This window comes from Xylanibacter ruminicola 23 (assembly GCF_000025925.1).
Taxonomy (GTDB): domain Bacteria; phylum Bacteroidota; class Bacteroidia; order Bacteroidales; family Bacteroidaceae; genus Prevotella; species Prevotella ruminicola.
This window is the reverse complement of record NC_014033.1, coordinates 1,502,047-1,520,857: the sequence shown is the minus strand read 5'-3', so window position 1 is coordinate 1,520,857 and position 18,811 is coordinate 1,502,047. Positions and strand designations below refer to the sequence as shown.

At 48.6% G+C, this 18,811-nt stretch carries 11 protein-coding genes; 6 read left to right on the top strand and 5 right to left on the bottom strand.

The window, feature by feature from the left end; all coding sequences use genetic code 11:
- The first annotated feature begins 13 nt into the window (after nt 1-13).
- The gene (locus tag PRU_RS06610) at nt 14-556 is read left to right on the top strand and encodes an RNA polymerase sigma factor (RefSeq protein WP_013063870.1); all 543 of its coding nucleotides are present in this window, start codon (nt 14-16) and stop codon (nt 554-556) included.
- Nucleotides 546-929 carry a DUF5056 domain-containing protein gene (locus tag PRU_RS15580; protein WP_176763599.1) on the top strand — a complete coding sequence of 128 codons (384 nt, stop codon included), beginning with the start codon at nt 546-548 and terminating at the stop codon, nt 927-929. Before PRU_RS06610 ends, PRU_RS15580 begins: the two co-directional genes overlap by 11 nt.
- On the opposite strand, the gene porE is transcribed toward PRU_RS15580, so the two are convergent.
- The 5 genes from porE to PRU_RS06590 all read right to left on the bottom strand — a co-directional run bounded on the left by porE (nt 841) and on the right by PRU_RS06590 (nt 12,327).
- On the bottom strand, nt 841-2,880 hold the full coding sequence (gene porE, locus PRU_RS06605; RefSeq protein WP_013063923.1) for a PorE family type IX secretion system protein: 2,040 nt from the start codon (nt 2,878-2,880) through the stop codon (nt 841-843). The two genes, PRU_RS15580 and porE, sit on opposite strands and share 89 nt — an antisense overlap.
- A gap of 61 nt (nt 2,881-2,941) precedes the next feature.
- Complete coding sequence (locus PRU_RS15825; protein ID WP_013064869.1) at nt 2,942-3,139, bottom strand: hypothetical protein; 198 nt, start codon at nt 3,137-3,139, stop codon at nt 2,942-2,944.
- 14 nt (nt 3,140-3,153) lie between these two features.
- On the bottom strand, nt 3,154-4,506 hold the full coding sequence (locus tag PRU_RS06600; protein WP_013064395.1) for a hypothetical protein: 1,353 nt from the start codon (nt 4,504-4,506) through the stop codon (nt 3,154-3,156).
- Between the two features lie 30 nt (nt 4,507-4,536).
- The gene (locus tag PRU_RS06595; RefSeq protein ID WP_041385851.1) at nt 4,537-9,828 is read right to left on the bottom strand and encodes a GLUG motif-containing protein; all 5,292 of its coding nucleotides are present in this window, start codon (nt 9,826-9,828) and stop codon (nt 4,537-4,539) included.
- A 390-nt stretch (nt 9,829-10,218) separates the two neighbouring features.
- Nucleotides 10,219-12,327, bottom strand: coding sequence for a DNA topoisomerase 3 (locus PRU_RS06590; RefSeq protein WP_013063148.1), 2,109 nt, complete (start codon nt 12,325-12,327; stop codon nt 10,219-10,221).
- Between the two features lie 134 nt (nt 12,328-12,461).
- On the opposite strand from PRU_RS06590, the gene PRU_RS06585 reads away from it, so the two are divergent.
- The 4 genes from PRU_RS06585 to PRU_RS06570 all read left to right on the top strand — a co-directional run bounded on the left by PRU_RS06585 (nt 12,462) and on the right by PRU_RS06570 (nt 18,785).
- Complete coding sequence (locus PRU_RS06585) at nt 12,462-13,787, top strand: glycosyl hydrolase family 8 (protein WP_013063655.1); 1,326 nt, start codon at nt 12,462-12,464, stop codon at nt 13,785-13,787.
- 202 nt (nt 13,788-13,989) lie between these two features.
- Complete coding sequence (locus PRU_RS06580) at nt 13,990-16,086, top strand: TonB-dependent receptor (protein WP_224083030.1); 2,097 nt, start codon at nt 13,990-13,992, stop codon at nt 16,084-16,086.
- Between the two features lie 13 nt (nt 16,087-16,099).
- The gene (locus tag PRU_RS06575) at nt 16,100-17,320 is read left to right on the top strand and encodes a DUF4374 domain-containing protein (RefSeq protein WP_013065406.1); all 1,221 of its coding nucleotides are present in this window, start codon (nt 16,100-16,102) and stop codon (nt 17,318-17,320) included.
- A gap of 376 nt (nt 17,321-17,696) precedes the next feature.
- On the top strand, nt 17,697-18,785 hold the full coding sequence (locus tag PRU_RS06570; RefSeq protein ID WP_013063054.1) for a hypothetical protein: 1,089 nt from the start codon (nt 17,697-17,699) through the stop codon (nt 18,783-18,785).
- The last annotated feature ends 26 nt before the right edge of the window (nt 18,786-18,811 follow it).

Here is an 18,811-nt window from a genome sequence, read left to right as displayed (position 1 = left end):
ATTGACCATTGAGATGGCAAGCATCAGCGACATAGCATTAGTGACACAGGTGGCGGTGTTCCACAACAAGCAGGCCTTCGACCAGCTTGTGAGGAAGTACCAGTCGCCTGTGCGCAGGTTCTTCTTGAACCAGACGCTGGGCGATGAGCAGCTGAGCGACGACTTGGCACAGGAGACCTTTATCAAGGCCTATGTGAACATTACCAAGTTTCGTGGCATGAGCAGTTTCTCGACCTGGCTGATGCGTATTGCCTACAACGTGTTCTACGATCAGGTGCGCTCGAAACGCCAGACCGATGATATCGAGGAATCGCCAACCGTTATGCGACAGACTGCACAGACTGGCGACTCGAACATCAAGATGGACGTACACGCCGCGATGGCGCTACTGAAACCTGACGAACGCACGTGCATTACCTTGCAGCTGATAGATGGCTATCCCATCGACGAGATCAGCAAAATAACCGGCATTGCCGAAAATACTGTTAAATCGCATTTGAAACGAGGGAAAGATAAAATGGCTAACTATTTAAGAGAGAATGGATATGGAGGATAAGAATGATATATTACTGAAGCAGTTGTTTGAGCAGGCTGCACAGCAGCAGATAGAAGACAACGGATTTACCGAGCGGGTGATGATGAACCTGCCTGAGGTAAAAGAGAGCCGCGTGCGTTGCTATACACGACTCTGGACGATGTTCTGTGTGGTGATGGCCATACTGATATTCTGGCTGATAAGTGGATGGGATATGATAGAAAGCATGATGACTGGCGGCAAGCACATGCTGATAAACACCATCGAGGTGTTTATGCTGACGGCACCTACTACCGAGATTGAAATTAATCCTTGGACGGTGGTACTGCTGCTGGGCTTTGTATTAGTTTTCCTGCCTTATCAAACATTCCGTAAGTTGTCCGCAACACTTTGAACTCGGTGCGTCGGTTCATCTGATGGCACTGTTCGTGCAGTTCCTCAGGGAGCGCGTTAATCATCTCTTCGGTGAGTACGTCGCCCTCCTTGAGGAACTGATATTTTTCGGCCACACGGGCTTTTATACGCTTGGGCATGCTCTCGCCATAACCTTTTGGCGTAAGGCGATCAGCAGCGATACCATGGGCAATGAGATAGGCCACCACACTCTCGGCGCGCTGCTGCGACAGGCGCTGGTTGTAAGCCTCGGAACCACGACAATCGGTATGGGCCGACAACTCGATGGTTACGTTGGGATTCTGATTGAGCAGCACCACCAGCTGGTCGAGAGCCGTTTTTGACTCTGGGCGCAGCGTGGCCTTGTTGAAATCATAGAAAATATTCTCGATGAGCACAGGGGCTGAGATATTTGCCAGGGGGAACTGAAGCACGTACTCGTGCGAGGCTTTAACGGGATGCACGCGTATCTGCTCCTGATGGTTCAGATAGCCCTTGCAAGTGCCCAGCAGCACGTAATCTACGTCGGGCTTAATCTCCTGCACAAACGAGCCATCGCTACGCACGCTGAGCTTGAGGTTGGTGCCATCGTTGCCCACCATATACACCTGGGCAGCGGGCAGTTCGTAGCCGTCATGCTCGTACACCCAACCCTTGATGGTTTGCACAATCTCAGGATTATAGAAGCTGTAGATGTGGTCGAACCCACGCAGATCGCCACGATTGGAACAGAAGAAACCCTGATTAAGCTTGCCCTCGAAGGTCATGCCGAAATCGTCGGCCTGGGAGTTGAGGGGATAGCCCGGATGGTTTATTTTACGACCGTCGGTCGTAAAATAAACATCTAAGCCTCCGAGGCCGGGGTGACCGTTGCTGGAGAAATAAAAATCGCCATTAGGGCGGAAGGTGGGGAACATCTCGTCGCCTGGGGTGTTGATGGGCGCACCCAGATTCTCCATCACACCTGCCTCGGTAGCACTCAGCAGTCGGCAGCGCCAAATGTCAAGTCCGCCCATGCCGCCACTCATATTGCTGACGAAATACAGCCACTGTCCATCGGGACTCACAGCGGGGTGGGCGAAACTGCAGGTGGTATCGTTGGAGATGATAAGCTCTTGAGGTTTGCTCCAGGCGGCATCGCTACGACGTGACACCATGATACGGGCGTAACGCGGGTAGTTAGGGTCGGTTTGGCACTGGGTCAGGTATATGGTTTTGCCATCAGGCGAGAAGCAGCAGGCACCCTCGTCGAAGGCCGAGTTTAGCTCGGAGGCTATCACCTGTGGCTTGCCCCATTTGCCCTTCTCATCCTTCTGAGCATAGAAGATGTCGGCACTCTTGGTGCCTGTAATGCCATTGAGTTCATCGCCCTGCGCCTGATTGCGGGTAGAGGTAAAGTAAAGCTGGTCGTCGGCATCGCCTGCCAGCATAGGTGAGTAGTCGTCGCGTCGCGAGTTAAACAGGTCCATGCGCTTAACGGTATAGGCCGAGCCCTCTTTTTTCCACGCAGGTGCCTTGAGCGCCGATTCCAATCCCACCTTAGCGAGTTGCAGATGACAACTATCCACTGTCAACTTTAAACTATCAACTGAAGCTGCAAAGCTTCTTGCGGCTTCTTTGTAGTTTCCGTTGCGCATATACAGCTGACCCAGATACAGATGGGTGAGCGAGTCGGCTTTCTTATAGCGTACCACATTCTTATAGGCGGTGATGGCCTTGTTGGTCTGGTTCAGGCGACGATAGCACTCGGCCAGTTTCTGGGCCCGTTCGCCACGGGTGGCGCGCTCCTTGCTGGGTGTTTGGGCATAGGCCTTGCGATATTGGGCAGCGGCATCGTAGTATTCGCCCACAGCCCAGAACTTATCGCCCTTTTTCACAGCCTGATCGGCCCCACAGCCACCAAGCAGCAGGGTACACATTATTATATATATAATAAAAAAGTCCTTCCTCATACTTATAATATAACGAAAGGACTCCTATTTTATTGCCTTAACAAGCCATTATTTCCTTTTTCTAATCGGCTTCGGATTGGTCGACAATGGTGCTGGCAATGCCAACGGAACTGTTGGCGGTTGCGGTCTCACCTCCGCTGCTGGGCTTAGGCGTAATGTTGGTTTGTTCTGCTACAGGATTGTCGTCGAACCAGCACGATGTGGCGCCCACCATCAACAATAGCAAAAGAGCTATTTTCAATATCATATTCTTCTTCATAGTTGTTCCTCCTTTTATAGATTGGATTTCTTTAAAACAGCCTTGCAAGCAGGCACTTTAGAACTATTGTTCATGATAGAGTGGAACTCGTTGTCCTTGAGCACGAAGTATTCGTCAGAATTGTAGTTTTTTCTCTCGATAACTGGTTCCAGCATATTCTGGGCCCCATAGCTTTTGGCATCGCCAGTGGCAGGTCTGTTGCCTGTGGCCTCGTTTGTAGTTGCAGCTACTATGTCGTATGCATTATTGTCGCTGTTGTCGGTACAGGCTATCAGTACGCCGTTGTTGGCCTTAATAACTCGTACACCATTAACTAACAAAGCGCTGTCGTCGATAGGGATAATCTCTACCTGGCTATTGCTTTCCATCCGGCAGGTATAAACGGTAATGCCATCGGGCACAATTACATCCACACCACAAGAGAACGTCCAGTAATGGTTGGGTGGGGTAACAGTAGCTTTCAGCTTCCCCGATTCTACGTTTTCCTGCAAACAACCGTCGAGTGTGTAATCGTCGAGCAATTCAAGTGGCGACTTGATGGTAAGCACCTTATGGTTAGAATCGCCAGGGGGCAGATCATCCATTTTAAATGCATCATTTGCAATCTTCAACGGATCGTCGGTTGCAGGCAGCGAGATTTCTGTAATGGTAACAGATGAAGAGATGTTACTCAGAACGCCAGCTCCGATTTCTTTGATGGCATACTCTGTTGTGCCGTCGCTACTGGTAATTGTGGCTGGGATGGTAACTGCAACCTCTTGTGGGGTTCCGCCGCCAGTAGTGGTTTCTGGTATCGATAAGTTATCGAGTTTTACTTCTACCACGTTAACTGTTTTTGTTGTTTCCTCGCCTGTGGTTTCATCTACTACAGTCACCTCTTTCTGCTGCACATTGTTGTCTTGACTCACACTTAATTCTAACGAGGCCTGAGGCGTTGCGCTGCTACTGCCGTCGGTGGCATTGGTCTGCACGTCGTTTGTCTCTATCTTCTTCTTTCTGAAGGTGGCTTCTACCTTATAGCTGTATTCATCACCTTGAAGCTGGAACGTATAGGTGCGTTCCTGACCTAAGTCGGATGGATCCTCGCCTTCGAGAGTTAATGTGTTGCTGATACTAGGCCCATTGCCCGATGCGCGAGTTGCAGCATGCGAGGCATCGGCCAGTTTGCTTACTACTATATCATAGCGGGTGATATAATAGTCGTTATCGGGCTTTACTGTTAGTGTGCAGATATTGTTACTTGCGGATACGGATGCTTTTACCGTGCCATTTGTGGCTACGATGTCAACATCTACTGCAGCTCTTGCTATCAAGGCTAAGCCAGTGAACAGCATAAGCATCATGATGTTTTTCGCGTTCTGTTTCATATCTCTAATCTGTTTTATTATTAGCTGTACTTATTTTACTATAACCTTACGTCTGCCATGAATGTATAGGCCCTTGCGTACAGGGGCGTTGTCCAGTTTTCTACCGTCGATTGTGTACCAACTGTCATCGGTCGTATTATCATCTGTATTCGGGGCTTCGATATCCGTAGTTCCCATGATGTTACCCCAACCAATGCTCATGGTTCTGGCCATCGTTTTGCCTGAATTCTTCATGATGGGCAGATAGCAGCGATGGCCTGCCAGGTTTCCGCCAGATGTGAGTACAAATTCATCTTTCATAAGAATGTAGCCACTTTCCTTTGTTAGCGTCATGCCGTCTATCGAACCTTTCAGCATGCTGAAGTAGCTTTGTTCGCTACCTGTATAGAAATAGGATTTCTGGATGGTGCCAGGTGTCTCGCTGTAAAGCAGCACGCCTACGTTAGCTGGGATATAATCGATGGCGCTAACCGTTACTGTGTTGTCTTCGATGCCGTTCGCTACAAAGGCTGTTACGCCATCAGGTGTTGTGATGTTCTCGTCCGAGTAGTAGGTGGCCCAGAATTTGTTCTCTCCGAATGAGATATCGGCGATGGTCAGTTCTTGCTGATAGGTGCCGAAGGTTCCACCTTTCCAAAGGAAGGAGTCGCCTTGGCGCCCCACTTCTGTTTTCAGGTTACTGGCGACATCACATTTCAGCGAACCATTGGTAACGATGCTTAGCAAGTTGCTGCCTACACCAGTTCCGAACGGGATAACGGTATTAATAATCACCGTTCCTTCGGCCATCGCTGTACAACCATCAAATGCGTTGGCGGCAGCAGCCGTCAGCTGGCAACCATCGAAAGTGATTGTATTCAGATTGGTCAAACCTTTGAAGGCATTTTCGCCGATGGTTGTTACACCAGCGCTGATGGTAAGCTTCTCTATCTGATCCTTCACGATACTGGGGGCCATGCTTGCTGTATAGTCTGCCGTCGCACCTGTACCAGATACTGTGAAGTTCTTCGTGTAAAGGTCGTACTTCCACTCTACATTCTTACCGCTGTTTTCTGATGTTACGCCGCAATAACCGCTTGTAGCCGACTTGAGAAAATCATTGTCAGAGCGCCAGTAGGCATATCCCTGTCCCTGATAGGTGGTGTTTTTGTATATTAGTTTTACAGCCATTCCGTTGTAGAAATTCTCAGAACCGGTAACTTCGATGATATGACTTACAATAGCACCGCCTTCGTTGTTGCTGCTGATAGTGATGTTTTCGTCCTCTTCTAGGTCCAGACCTACCAGATTGTTTGTCATCGTGGCGTATGACACCAGTCCTGCAATACCTCCTGCATACCAGTTGGAGGTTACGTTGGCCTTACTGGTACAATCGGAAATGGTAGAACCTGACCCTGCCTGAGCTACAATACCGCCAGCGTATGATGCGGTTGCTATAACGGTTGCACCCATATTGTGACAGTTAATGATGTCGGTATAGTTTGTTGTGGCGACGATGGCACCCGCATAGTTGGTGTTGGCCGTAAACGAGCAACTGGAGTCGATTATGATGTTGCTGATCTCAGATTTTATATTATATGTAGTGGGTGTATAATATGCACATCCGAAGAGTCCTACATATTCATTGCCAGTAAGATTGAGATTCTTGATGGTTACACCATTACCATCGAAACGGCTTGTGAACTTGGTGTTATTGTTCGTTGACTTTCCTATGGGCTCGAAATCGGTAATACCCTCAAAGTCGAATACGTCGTTCTCTTTGGCTACCTTAAACCAAGTGTTTCTGGTAAATTCCTCACCAGAATTGACAGCCTTGGCTAATGTCACCATATCATCTACATTGTTAATCAGATATGGATTCTCCTTGCTTGCTGGTTGCGTCGGATCTGCGAGCTTTAATGCTGTTTTATATTTTGCATCAACGTTTGTGGGATAGTTCTGCACCTCGAATGTCAACGACTCATTCAGCTGTTCCTTGTTGCGAACCAGCTTTTGTACTTCGCCATTTGCATCCTTGTAGCTGATGGTTACAGAAGTAAGTTCATAGCCGGGATCAGGTGAGCCGATGATGGTAAATGCCTTGGTATAGAGGTTATAGTTCCATGTTAGCCCTTTGGCCTGATGGCCCGTGGTAGCTGGGAAGTACCCGCCTGTAGCCGACCGTATGAAGTCGTTGTCGTTAAGGCTTACGCCGTAGCCGTGGTTGTGATATTCCGTATTGCCGTACTTGACAGTAATGGTCATACCATTATACCAGTTATCTGCACCGCTACAGTTCTGGTTATATCCTAGAATTGCACCTACAGTGTTGCTGTTGCTGGCGACAGTCACCATTTCACCACTTGCCAATTGCATTCCCACACTACAATTGTTAAGTACTACCTGTGAGACAGCAGTACCTATCAATCCTCCGGCATACGCGCTTGCGCTAACGTTGGCATTGCTCGAACAGCCCGAGACAGTACCGCCGGCGAGTTGTCCTACCAGACCACCTGCTACCTGATTTTTAGTTGAAACGGTTGCACCGTTGTTGTGACAGTCGTAAATGTCCAGGTTGTTGGCATAACCAAGAAGTGCACCATGACATTGGCCCGTTCCGTTGAAAGAACAGCTTTTGTCGATGGTGATGTGTTCGATGCTATGCTGCTTGTTGCCGTTGGCAAAGCCGAAGAAGCCTGCATATCTATCGCTGCTGAGTTTCAGATTCTTGATGGTGACACCATTGCCGTCGAAACTGCTTTGGAAGGTTTTCGTGGCGTCGCTTACGTATTTGCCAATAGGCTCGAAGTCTGTGATGCCATCGAAGTCGAAGACATCATTGGCCTTGGACACCCTGAAATAGGTGCTCTTCGTCCAAGCCACACCTGTATTTACTAACTTTGCCAGTGTTACCACATCATCAACATTATTAATAAGGTATGGATTGTCCTTGCTGGCAGCTGTCGTTGGGTCGGCTGGTTTTAGAACGGTAGAGTAGTTGGCCGTAACTTCTGTTGGATGGAATGGTACTTCGAAGGATGGGCTTGCTGTTATTTCCTCTTCATCGCGGCTTATCGTCTGGCTCTTTCCGTCTGCATCTGTGTAGTTGACGATAATCGACGTTATAACATAGCCTAGATCAGGATTACCAACGAAAGTAAATGTCTTCGTATAGAGGTCGTAGCTCCATGTCATGGTCTTGCCTGTATGACCAGGATTCATTGTGGCGAACAGTCCTCCTGTGGCTGACATGATGTATGCGTTGTCAGTCTGGTTGACACCAAAACCGTATCCTGTCAGTTCCTTGGCGCCTTGCTTTGCTGTTATTGCCTGACCGTTATAGTAGTTGCCTGTACCACTGCAAGTGTTGACCGAACCAACCATCGCTCCAATAGCACCAGCAGTAGCAGTAATACTGATGGTTTCATCCTTGCTCAGAGCCATTCCAACGGTGTTGTTGTTCATCTCTACTTTGCCGTTTCCATAGCCTGCATGGCCCATCAGACCGCCTACATCGGTATAACCACCGACGTTGGCATTACTTGTACAGTTGGTAATAGTTCCTGAGAGCATATAACCAATTAGTCCGCCCACTTCAGAAGCAGTACCCGAGGCTGTTACAGTAGCCCCGTTGTTATGGCAATTGGTAATGGTAATACCCTCGGCATAGCCGGCAAGTGAACCTAAATAGGTGTTGTTGCTGGAGAATGAAGAACTCTTGTCGATGTGGATATTCTCGATTGTGTGTGTCCAACCGCCACTCGCATAGCCGAATACACCTGTATAGGTTGTACCTGTGAGGTTCAAATTCTTAATCGTTACGCCATTGCCGTCGAAACTACTGGTGAACTTGTTTGTGGATGTTCCGATGGGTTCGAAGTCGGTGATGCCATCAAAGTCGAATACTTCGTTTGCTGTAGCTATTTTAATCCAGGTATTCTTCGTCCAATCCTTTCCGGCATTCACAGCCTTTGCCAGTATTACCATGTCGGCCACATTATTAATAATATAGGGATTCTCCTTGCTGACCGCATTTGCAGGGTCGTTAGGACGGATGACAAAAATCTGCTTGTCGTTATAAGTGGTAAAGATACCTCCCAAACATCTGAAACCATCGTCTTTCTCTTCAACATAGGTGCTGAGATCTATACCATTACCAGTAATCAGCGTACCGTTTGTGATGAAACTGAAGATATCCTGATTGATGATAGGATACATGCCTGAGGCTGGTGTGGTATTTACGATTGTAACCGTTCCTTTAGACATTGCTGTGCAGTTCTTGAACATATCGGTAGTGTTACAATCTTGGGCAATATAGAACATATCGCTGATTGTAAGGCTTGACAGACTGTTACATCCTGCAAACATTTCTTTCGTCGAGGTGCATCTGCTTGTGTTCAGATATGTAGCATCAACTGTGGTGAGTTTAGTAAATCCGCTGAACCATCCTTCGCAACTGGTAACTGGTGCTGATTTAAATGATGAATCAAATACGACATTTGTTACCGTTCCTTTGGTTTCGGAGTTCCAATCGTCTGTTATGTCCCATGATTGTCCTTGTTCAGGTTTTTCGCCATAGGCAAATGTTAATGTCTTGCTATCGTCGCTCAGTGTTACGTATGGTTCGGCAGTTGAATTGAATCTGGTGAACATTCCGCCCCAATAATAAACGTTGCCCATGTTGTCGCGCATCACACTATAATCTAGCAGGTCTTTGGGGTCTGTCATTAGAGTGCCTTGTGCGAAACAGGTAAAGATATACTGCTCAATAACAGGCGGAGTTGTGCCCTTCACCGTTAGCATTCCGTTTTCCAACGCATCACACCCTTTGAACATGTCGTTGGCGTTAAATTCAAACTCATCGCCATAGGGACTGATACCTTTTTCAGGAACATAGAAGTTGCTGCCTATAGTCAGGCTTGCCAAACTGCTACAGCCTGCGAACATCTCTTGCGTTGATGTGAAATTACGCATGTTCAGGTTATCTATTCCTGAGATGGATGTTAATTTGCTAAATCCATTGAACATGCGTGCGCCTCCTTGACTCATCTGCATCTTTCCAACATTATACATGCTTGGCTCAATAACCACTGATTCTACATTGTTTTGACAATCAGCTACAAATTGTGCAGTTTCATCATCCTGGTGGTTACCCATTTGCTCTTGCTGGTAACTGGCATATGAAACCATACGAACCTGTTGGCTTAGCTGTTGGACATTCTCTGGTTCTATCCCTTGGAGGGTAAGTGTCTTGAGATTTTTACTTAGGATAACAACCGGTTGCAGCATAATCTGCTCGCCAGAAACCTCCACATAGTTTAATGCGTAATCAAATGTAGGCATCACAAAGGTATATTGGTGTTCTTCACCTTCAACCTTTGTTGTGCTAATAGGTTCGTATAAATTGTTATTCTCTCCACTAACTTTGTATACTTTTAGCTTAAAATTGCTAGCTTCTGTACTCTCTGTAATAGTTACAATATCTCCTGGTTTGGCATATCCTGGTGTCCAGCTGTAGAGATGAGACATCGACCCACCTAAGATATAGTAAGTTCCTTCTGGTATTTGAGCCCACGTAAATGTTATTAACGTTGTCAAAATGGATAATAGTAATAGTAGTCTTTTCATATAGTTATATTTTTAGTTTGGTTTTGTGCAAATATAAGAAAAAAAAGCGAGATACTTACTATTATATAGTAAAATACCTCGCATTTTATGTTTTATTAGGAAAATCTATTCAAGTGGAGCCCTGAACGTGCAACCCTCTTTCCAGCGGGAGCAACCATAGGCTGTTTTGCCCTTGATGATGTGACCCTGACCGCACACAGGACAAACATCGCCCTCTTTTATGCCGCCAGCCTGGGCGTGGGGGGCTGCCTCCTGTTGCTTGGCAGCTTTGGTTTTGCGGGTGGCCTTGGGCTTGGGTGCCGCTTCGGCCTTAGGCGATTTCACCTTCTTCAGGTCGGCATCCGACAGTACGGTTACACGACGATTGGTTGAGTCGGTCATCACCTCGTTAACAATCTCGGTTACCTGCTGTTTCAGTTCCTCGATAAACTGCTGGGCATCGTACTTCTGGTGCTCGATGTCGCGCAGCTTCTTCTCCCAGATACCTGTGAGCTCGCAGCTCTTGAGCAGTTCCTCGCGAATCAGGTCGATCAGCTCGATACCTGTGGGTGTGGCAATCAGGCGTTTGCGTTCGCGCTTGATATAGTGGCGCTTAAAGAGCGTTTCGATAATGCCGGCACGACTTGATGGGCGGCCGATACCATTCTCCTTCATGGCAGCGCGCAGGGTCTCGTCCTCCACAAACTTACCTGCTGTTTCCATCGCGCGCAGCAGCGAGGCCTCGTTATAGTAAGCGGGTGGGGTTGTCCACTTTTCTGTCAGCGTAGGCTTGTGGTCGCCACTCTCGCCCTTAACGAAGGTTGGCAAAGTCCTCTCCATCCCCGAGTCAAGCTCGCCTACCCGTAGCCCTTCATCATCCTGCTGTGGCTTCTCGTCGCCCTCTGTTTCTTTCTGCACCTTACCCTGAACCACGCGCCAGCCTGGATCCAGAATCTCCTTACCTGTAACCTTGAACTCAACCGTTTCGTCGCCCTTAACCTCACCAAGAACGGTGGTGGTTGAGAACTTACAATCGGGCAGGAACACAGCGATAAAGCGGCGTGCTACCAGGTCGAATACCTTGCGCTCGAGATCGGTAAGGTTCTGTGGCACCACGCCTGTTGGGATGATGGCATGGTGGTCGGTTACCTTCGAGGTGTCGAACACGCGCTTGGTCTTCTTCAGCGTTTTGCCACCAATGGGCTTGATGAACTCAGCGTAAGGCTGAACGCCGTCGAACTTAGTTTGATACAACCCGTTGAGCGTTTGCGGGCACTTGGGGTAGATATCGTCTGAGAGGTACTGCGTATCAACACGGGGGTAGGTGGTATATTTCTTCTCGTACAGACTCTGAATGAGGTTGAGCGTCATCTCGGCCGAATAGCCGAACTTGCGGTTACAATCCACCTGAAGCGAGGTAAGGTCGTACAGCTGTGGGGGCTGCTCCTTGCCCTCTTTCTTCTCAACCTTAGTTACCTCGAAGGGTTTGCCCTCAATGGTGGCAAAGGCTTTTTCGCCCTCTTCCTGCGAGGTGAACTTTCCCTTGGTAGCCGTAAAAGTGGTATCGCGATAAACGGTGGCCAGTACCCAGTAGGGCTCGGGCTTAAAGTTCTCGATCTCCTTCTGACGGTTCACGATGAGCGCCAGGGTAGGCGTTTGCACACGACCGATGGACAGCACCTGACGGTTCTGACCGTACTTAAGTGTGTACAAACGGGTGGCGTTCATACCCAGCAGCCAGTCGCCAATGGCACGGCTCAAGCCTGCCAGGTACAAGGGCTGGTAATCGCCCTGATCCTTCAGACTGGCAAAACCCTCCTTGATGGCTTCGTCGGTCATCGACGAAATCCACAATCGCTTAACGGGGCAGGTGGCCTTGGCCTTCTGCATCACCCATCGCTGGATAAGCTCTCCCTCCTGACCGGCGTCGCCACAGTTCACAATACCATCGGCCTTCTGCATCAGGCCCTCGATAATCTTAAACTGCTTCTCGATGCCCTTATCGTTTATCAGCTTAATGCCAAAACGCTGGGGTATCATGGGTAGTTGGGTAAGCGCCCAGGGTTTCCAGGCTTGTGTATAATCGCCGGGCTCCTTCAGCGTGCACAGGTGTCCGAAGGTCCACGTTACCTGATATCCGTTGCCCTCCATATATCCGTCGTGCGAGCTGTTGGCTCCCAAGATTCTTGCTATATCACGAGCTACACTCGGTTTCTCTGCTATACAAACAATCATATTCCTTTATTTGTAATTTTGGATGCAAAGATAGTGTAAATCGACCGAAATACCAAATTTATCACTTGATATTAAACTTTTGGCGCGTATTTTCGTCATTCTAGTATAGAAATTAATCACATTATTATATTTATATGAGAAAACTATTTATTATCACTATCCTAATGGCCGCCACTACCGTAGTGTATGCCAAGTGCCGTAACGTGTTTGTTGAGATGGGCTACCAGCCTGCTCAGGTGGATGCAAAGCTGAAAGAGGTGTTTAACGATGTGTTTCGTGGCCCCAACAAGGTGTATTTTGAGGTGGGCGACTCGATGGGTTATGTATCCGACATTAAGAACCACGATGCCCGTACCGAGGGTATGTCGTACGGAATGATGATAGCCGTGCAGTTTGGCGAGAAAGATATATTCGACCGTTTGTGGCGCTGGAGCAAGAAGTACATGCAGCACCAGAGTGGCAACCGCGAGGGCTATTTTGCCTGGAGCTGTAAGACTGATGGCACCCGTAATGCCGATGGTGCTGCCAGCGATGGCGAGCTGTACTTTATTACAGCCCTGATATTTGCCTCGAACCGTTGGGGCGATAACACAGGTATTAACTACAAGGCCGAAGCGCAGCATATTCTGAACTGCATTCAGCCTAAGGAGTACACCCCAGAGCCACGCAAGGGCGGTTTCCCAGGTTTTGGCGGTTTTGGTGCCCAGCAGCAGGGCCCTCAGAAGATGTATCTTATCGACCCAGAGACCAAGCTCATCACCTTTACCCCTGATGGCTTTGGTAACCGCTATACCGACCCTTCGTACCACATCCCCGCCTTCTACGAGGTATGGGCCAAGTGGGCCGACGATGGTAGAGCCGACCTGTGGAAGGTGTGCGCCCAGAAGAGTCGCGAGTTCCTGCATAAGGCCACACACCCTGTTACAGGACTGAATGCCGATATGTGCCAGTATGATGGTAGCGAGATGCAGATGCCCCGCTGGCCTGGTATGCCTCAGCCCAAGCCAGGCGAGAAGCCACGCCGTAATGGTAGCAACAACTTCCGCTACGACTCGTGGCGTGTGCCCATGAACATTACACTCGACTACGAGTGGAGTGGGGCCGATGCTGAGTGGCAGCGTGGTTATGGTGAGCGAATCCAGAACTTCTTCTATTCGCAGGGCGTTGACAAGTTCGTGGATCAGTATCGCCCGGATGGCTCGCTGCCCGAGGAGAACGAGATACTGCAAGCTGGCGGTTTCCGCAAGCTGCGCCATAGCATCGGACTGGTTAGTACAGTAGCCGCTGCCTCTATCATGTGTAAGCATGCCAAGAGTAAGGAGTTTGTTGATGCCCTTTGGAATGCTAAGCACGAACCCTTTGAAGATGGTTATTTTGATGCATATTATGATGGCTTATTAAGGTTGTTTGCATTTATGCACTTAAGTGGTAATTACAGAGAGATTATTCCACAGAAGTGATGATGGGCCCCGCCGCGATGGCGGGGCTTTTCATTATTTTTAGGTATTGTGGGTATTCCTGAATTGTTGTACCTTTGCACCCGCTTTCAAGAAGGAAAAAATACTAAGGTAAAAAAGATTAATTTAGGAATAAAAAATGCGCAAAATCAACACAACAAAAATGCTGTGCGCAGTAGCTGGACTTGCTTTTTGCTCTCAGACTATGGCACAGACCGATCTTCATGATTCTATCGATTTACACGAGGTGCAGATTGTGGGCAAGACCAAGGCGCGCAAGATGCACGAGCAGGCTTATGCCATATCGGTAGTTGATCTGGCTACTAAGTATCAGAGTGCATCGGCACTTAACCAGGTGCTGAACACCGTTACATCTATTAAAATACGCGAGGATGGCGGACTGGGTTCGAACTATAGCTTTGCCATGAACGGTTTCTCGGGTAATCAGGTAAAGTTCTTCATCGATGGTATCCCTATGGATAACTTCGGCTCGTCGTTCAATCTGGCTAATATCTCAGCCAACATGGCCGACCGCATCGAGGTGTACAAGGGTGTGCTGCCCGTTTACCTGGGTAGCGATGCGCTGGGTGGTGCCGTTAACATCGTATCGCGCACCAATGCCAACTATCTGGATGCAACCTATTCAGTTGGCTCGTTCAACACCCATCGTGCTGCCCTGAATGGCGTTTACACATCCAAGGGTGGCTTTACGCTGCGCGCCAATGCGTTTGCTAACTATTCAGATAACGATTATAAAGTGTTTGCACCTATCGTGAACCTTTCTACCAACAAGCAGGAGGGCGAAGAGTGGGTGCGACGATTCAATGATGGCTACCAGTCGTACGGCTTGAAGCTCGAAGCAGGTGTGGTTCGCAAATCGTGGGCCGACTATCTATTGTTTGGTGTTATAGCTTCGGCCGATAAGCGCAACGTACAGACTGGTGCCACAATGGATGCTGTGTATGGTGGTGTGAAGAATCGCAGCTGGAGCCTGATTCCCAGCGTGCGTTATAAGAAGAACGACCTGCTGCTGCCAGGCCTCTCGCTCTCGCTTTATGGCACCTACAGCATGGTGAACACCTATAACGTGGATACCCTGGCACGCCGCTATAACTGGTATGGCGACTATGTGGCCAGCACCAGCGCAGGCGAGGCTTACCTGACTGATGCTACCATCCGTGAGCGCCAGTGGCAGGCTAATGCCAACCTGAGCTACATTATCAGCGATCACCACTCGCTGGTACTCAACAATGTGTTCTCGGCCAACCGCCGCAAGAGCAACGACGAGATGTATCCCGACGACGAGATGAACAACGTGCCCCAGCAGCTGACGAAGAATATCACAGGTCTGGGCTACCAGATACGCTATAACCGTTGGAATGCCAACGTGTTTGGAAAGATGTACCGCTTGTACAGCTCGACCAATAAGCTGATGGACCAGTTTACTGAGAACCAGCGCTGGGAGAAGCTGAGCGACCGCAAGCAGCGTTACGGCTATGGTGCCGCCGCTACCTATTATATACTGCCATCGCTGCAGGCTAAGGTGAGCTTTGAGCGCGCCTACCGTATGCCCGAGGCCGTTGAGATGTTTGGCGACGGACTGGTACAGAAGGCTAACCCCGACCTGAAGCCTGAGAGCAGTAACAACCTGAATGCCGGTTTGCTGTACGATCAGGCCTTTGGTGCCCATCGCGTGCAGGCCGAGGTGAACTACATCTATCGCGACACCAAGGACTTTATCCTGAAAGGGGTAAGCCTGTCGAGCAATCCTACTACCAGCTACGATAACATCGGCAAGGTGCAGACACGTGGCATCGAGGCTTCGCTGGGTTATGCCTACAAGCGCAACTTCCACATCAATGGCAATCTCACCTATCAGAATATCAAGGATAAAATGAAATATCAGGAGTCGCAGAACACTTACGTGGGCGATGGCATCAGCGAGAACATCACCTACGGTCAGCGTCTGCCTAACATCCCTTATTTCTTTATGAACGGCCATGCCGATTACCAGTTCTTTAATCTGGGCGCCAAGGGTAATAGTCTCACCTTGAACTACGACATTCAGTACATTCACGACTACTATCTCTCGTTCACAGGTCTGGGTGCTAAGGCAACCAAGAAGGTGATTCCAGAGCAGCTGAGTCATAACATCTCGGTAGGCTACAGTCTGTGCGATGGACGCTACAGCGTGGTGGCCGAGTGCAACAATCTGACCGATGCCAAGCTGTACGATAACTACCGCCTGCAGAAGCCCGGTCGCTCATTTAATGTAAAGTTCCGTTATTATTTAAGTAAGTAAAACTCAGTAAGTTATGAAAAATTGCTTTAGAAATTCTATCATATTGGCCGCTATGGCCGTAGGTGTCCTGACATCGTGCGAAGACGACCTGGCTGCCGAGCAGGAAACACCTAACGCCCCCTATGTTCTGAGTCTGGGTGTAACAGCGAATGGTAACACCACTTACTATGTGGTTAGTACCGATAACCTGATGGAGGGTACCATTAATGCCGTGGGTAAGGGCATTGAGCAGAATGGCTATCACGACTACCAGAAGGGTGGTAACAGCATCTTCTGTATTGGTGGTATGGGCGTTACCAGCGCCACAGCCGTAGTACGTGGTGCCGACGGCTTGCTGAAGGAGCAGGGCGAGTTTGTGTTCGATAATTCGCTGAGCGGATTCTGCCAGGTAGATGCCAACACGATGGTGGGACTGGAGGTGCCTACCAACAAGGAGAGCGGTTCGCAGCTTACTTTCTATACCGTTGATGCCAACACCGCTGCCATCCTTGCGAAGAATACTGATACTGCCGTTGATCCTATCGACCGCCTGGACTGGCCCTCGATTACAGGTATGATGTATAGTGGTGGCAATCTGTATGTAACTTATACCCCAATGAACAGCATGACCTTTGAGACGGCTTATACCGATACTTGCTTTGTGGCTGTTTACAGCTTTCCCGACATGCAGTTTGTTAAGCTGATGAAGGATACCCGCGTGGGCCCTGGTGGCTCGTGGGGTGCGTTTAACGGTTTGATGAAGGACGAGAACGATAACCTGTACGTGATGTCGAATTCGGCTATCTCTAACGGTTACTCGCAGAGTACCAAGCACGCAGGTTTTCTGCGTATCAACAAAGGCGGGACTGAGTTTGACGCCGATTACTTCTTCGACTTCGAGGAGCTTACAGGTGGCTTGAAGCCAGCCCACGTGGCTTATGTAGGCAATGGGTTGGTGTTTGCCGAAGTGAGCACCCTGAACCCACAGACAGCTAACGACCGCTGGGGCGATAAGAGCCTGAAGTGCTGCATCATCGATCTGGTGAACCAGACGGTAACCGATGTAGAGGGCATACCCGTACATAATGGCAACGGCGGCCGACGTTTTGCATATTTAACCGAGGGAAATAATGTATACCTGCCAGTATCCACTTCTGATGGGGTTTATATCTATCGAACCGACGTTACTACAGCTCGAGCAGAGCGTGGTGCGAGGGTCTCAACTACATTCGTTGGTGGATTCTTTCAACTGTAAGTAGACGACGAAATGGGTAAAAATACTGTTGTTTTTGGCGTATTTTATGTCTAAAAAGCGTTAAAAGTCACTTTATAAACAAAATTTAACGGTATTTTTCTTGTTTGTTTCAAAAACTTGTCGTATATTTGCAGCAGAAAAAGATTTTAATGGTTAAGGTTTATGGTTGATTAATTTAGTTTTTTAAGTAATTTTTTGAGAAAGTGGTTCGTTGTGAAACGAGCCACTTTTGATTTGTATAGGTACTACAACTGGTAGTAAAATGATGCATAAATATAAAATTCTATAAGAAATTTGCGAATATTTTTGGCAAATTGAAAGAAAAGTAGTACTTTTGCTGCCGCAAGGAACTAAATAATCAGAAAAAGATGACTAAATGAAACGTAAAACTTGCAAATTGAGAACGCTTGCTATTCTGGCAGCAATGGGATTGTGCACCATGGCTAACGCACAGCAGAAAGACAGCGACATCGACTGGATGAAGGATTTTACCAGTCGTATTACTCTGAATGGTTATGCTCAGGGTGGATGGAGTTACCAAGATCCTAATGGGCAGAAAACCAATGCTTACAACCTAAAACGTACGTTGCTTTGGGCTAAGGCCCGAATCACCGACAGATGGTCGTTTATGTTTATGCACGACTTCTCGAGTGTGGTTCAAGAGTTCTACACCGATTATCGTTTATCAAAAGGTAACGAGTTGACGGTGCGTTTAGGACAGTTTAAACACTCGTACACGATGGAGAACCCCATGAGTCCTACGCAGCTGGAGCTGGTGGATGTGTACTCGCAGGCAGTATTGTATCTGGCAGGCGAGGGACCCGACCCGCTGAATGGCGTAAACTACGGTCGTGATATGGGATTGGAGGTTTATGGCGATCTGGCTAAAGGCGTGCTGCACTACGAACTGGCGCTGATGAGTGGTCAGGGTATCAATCGTAAGGACCTGAACAATCAGAAAGACTTTATTGCCAAGTTGGAACTTCGCCCTGTAGATGGCTTCCGCGTGGTGGCATCAGGTTATCTGGGTACAGGTTGTGCCGTGGGTACAGCCAAGTGGAACCCTGATATACAGGTGGGCGATAACTATAAGCGTAATCGGTACAGCATAGGTGCTGAGTACAAAACACAGGCCTATACGGGTGGTAAATATAAAGAGGCACGCCCAGCATCGATACGTGCCGAGTGGTTAGGCGGACAGGATGGAAAGGTGGGTAGCCGAGGTGGTTACGTGACAACCTGCATACCTGTGGTTGATGCCCTCGATATCGTGGCTAGTGGCGAGACCTATGATCGTAACACCAAGGTAGAGGGGTGGGATCAGACAAATCTCACCATCGGTCTGCAGTACTGGTTCTACAAAAAGTGCCGTATGCAGCTGCAGTACACCCGTTGCCTGTGTGGCGAGAATATCAGCAGTAAGGACTACAACTGGGTGCAGGCTCAGATGCAGGTGGCCTTCTGACATTCTTGAACAAGTCAAGCGAACAA

Coding starts and splice junctions, on each gene's coding strand:
- PRU_RS06610 (WP_013063870.1), top strand. CDS start 14: ATGGCAAGCATCAGCGACATAGCATTAGTGACACAGGTGGCGGTGTTC.
- PRU_RS15580 (WP_176763599.1), top strand. CDS start 546: ATGGAGGATAAGAATGATATATTACTGAAGCAGTTGTTTGAGCAGGCT.
- porE (WP_013063923.1), bottom strand. CDS start 2,880: ATGAGGAAGGACTTTTTTATTATATATATAATAATGTGTACCCTGCTG.
- PRU_RS15825 (WP_013064869.1), bottom strand. CDS start 3,139: ATGAAGAAGAATATGATATTGAAAATAGCTCTTTTGCTATTGTTGATG.
- PRU_RS06600 (WP_013064395.1), bottom strand. CDS start 4,506: ATGAAACAGAACGCGAAAAACATCATGATGCTTATGCTGTTCACTGGC.
- PRU_RS06595 (WP_041385851.1), bottom strand. CDS start 9,828: ATGCCTACATTTGATTACGCATTAAACTATGTGGAGGTTTCTGGCGAG.
- PRU_RS06590 (WP_013063148.1), bottom strand. CDS start 12,327: ATGATTGTTTGTATAGCAGAGAAACCGAGTGTAGCTCGTGATATAGCA.
- PRU_RS06585 (WP_013063655.1), top strand. CDS start 12,462: ATGAGAAAACTATTTATTATCACTATCCTAATGGCCGCCACTACCGTA.
- PRU_RS06580 (WP_224083030.1), top strand. CDS start 13,990: ATGGCACAGACCGATCTTCATGATTCTATCGATTTACACGAGGTGCAG.
- PRU_RS06575 (WP_013065406.1), top strand. CDS start 16,100: ATGAAAAATTGCTTTAGAAATTCTATCATATTGGCCGCTATGGCCGTA.
- PRU_RS06570 (WP_013063054.1), top strand. CDS start 17,697: ATGAAACGTAAAACTTGCAAATTGAGAACGCTTGCTATTCTGGCAGCA.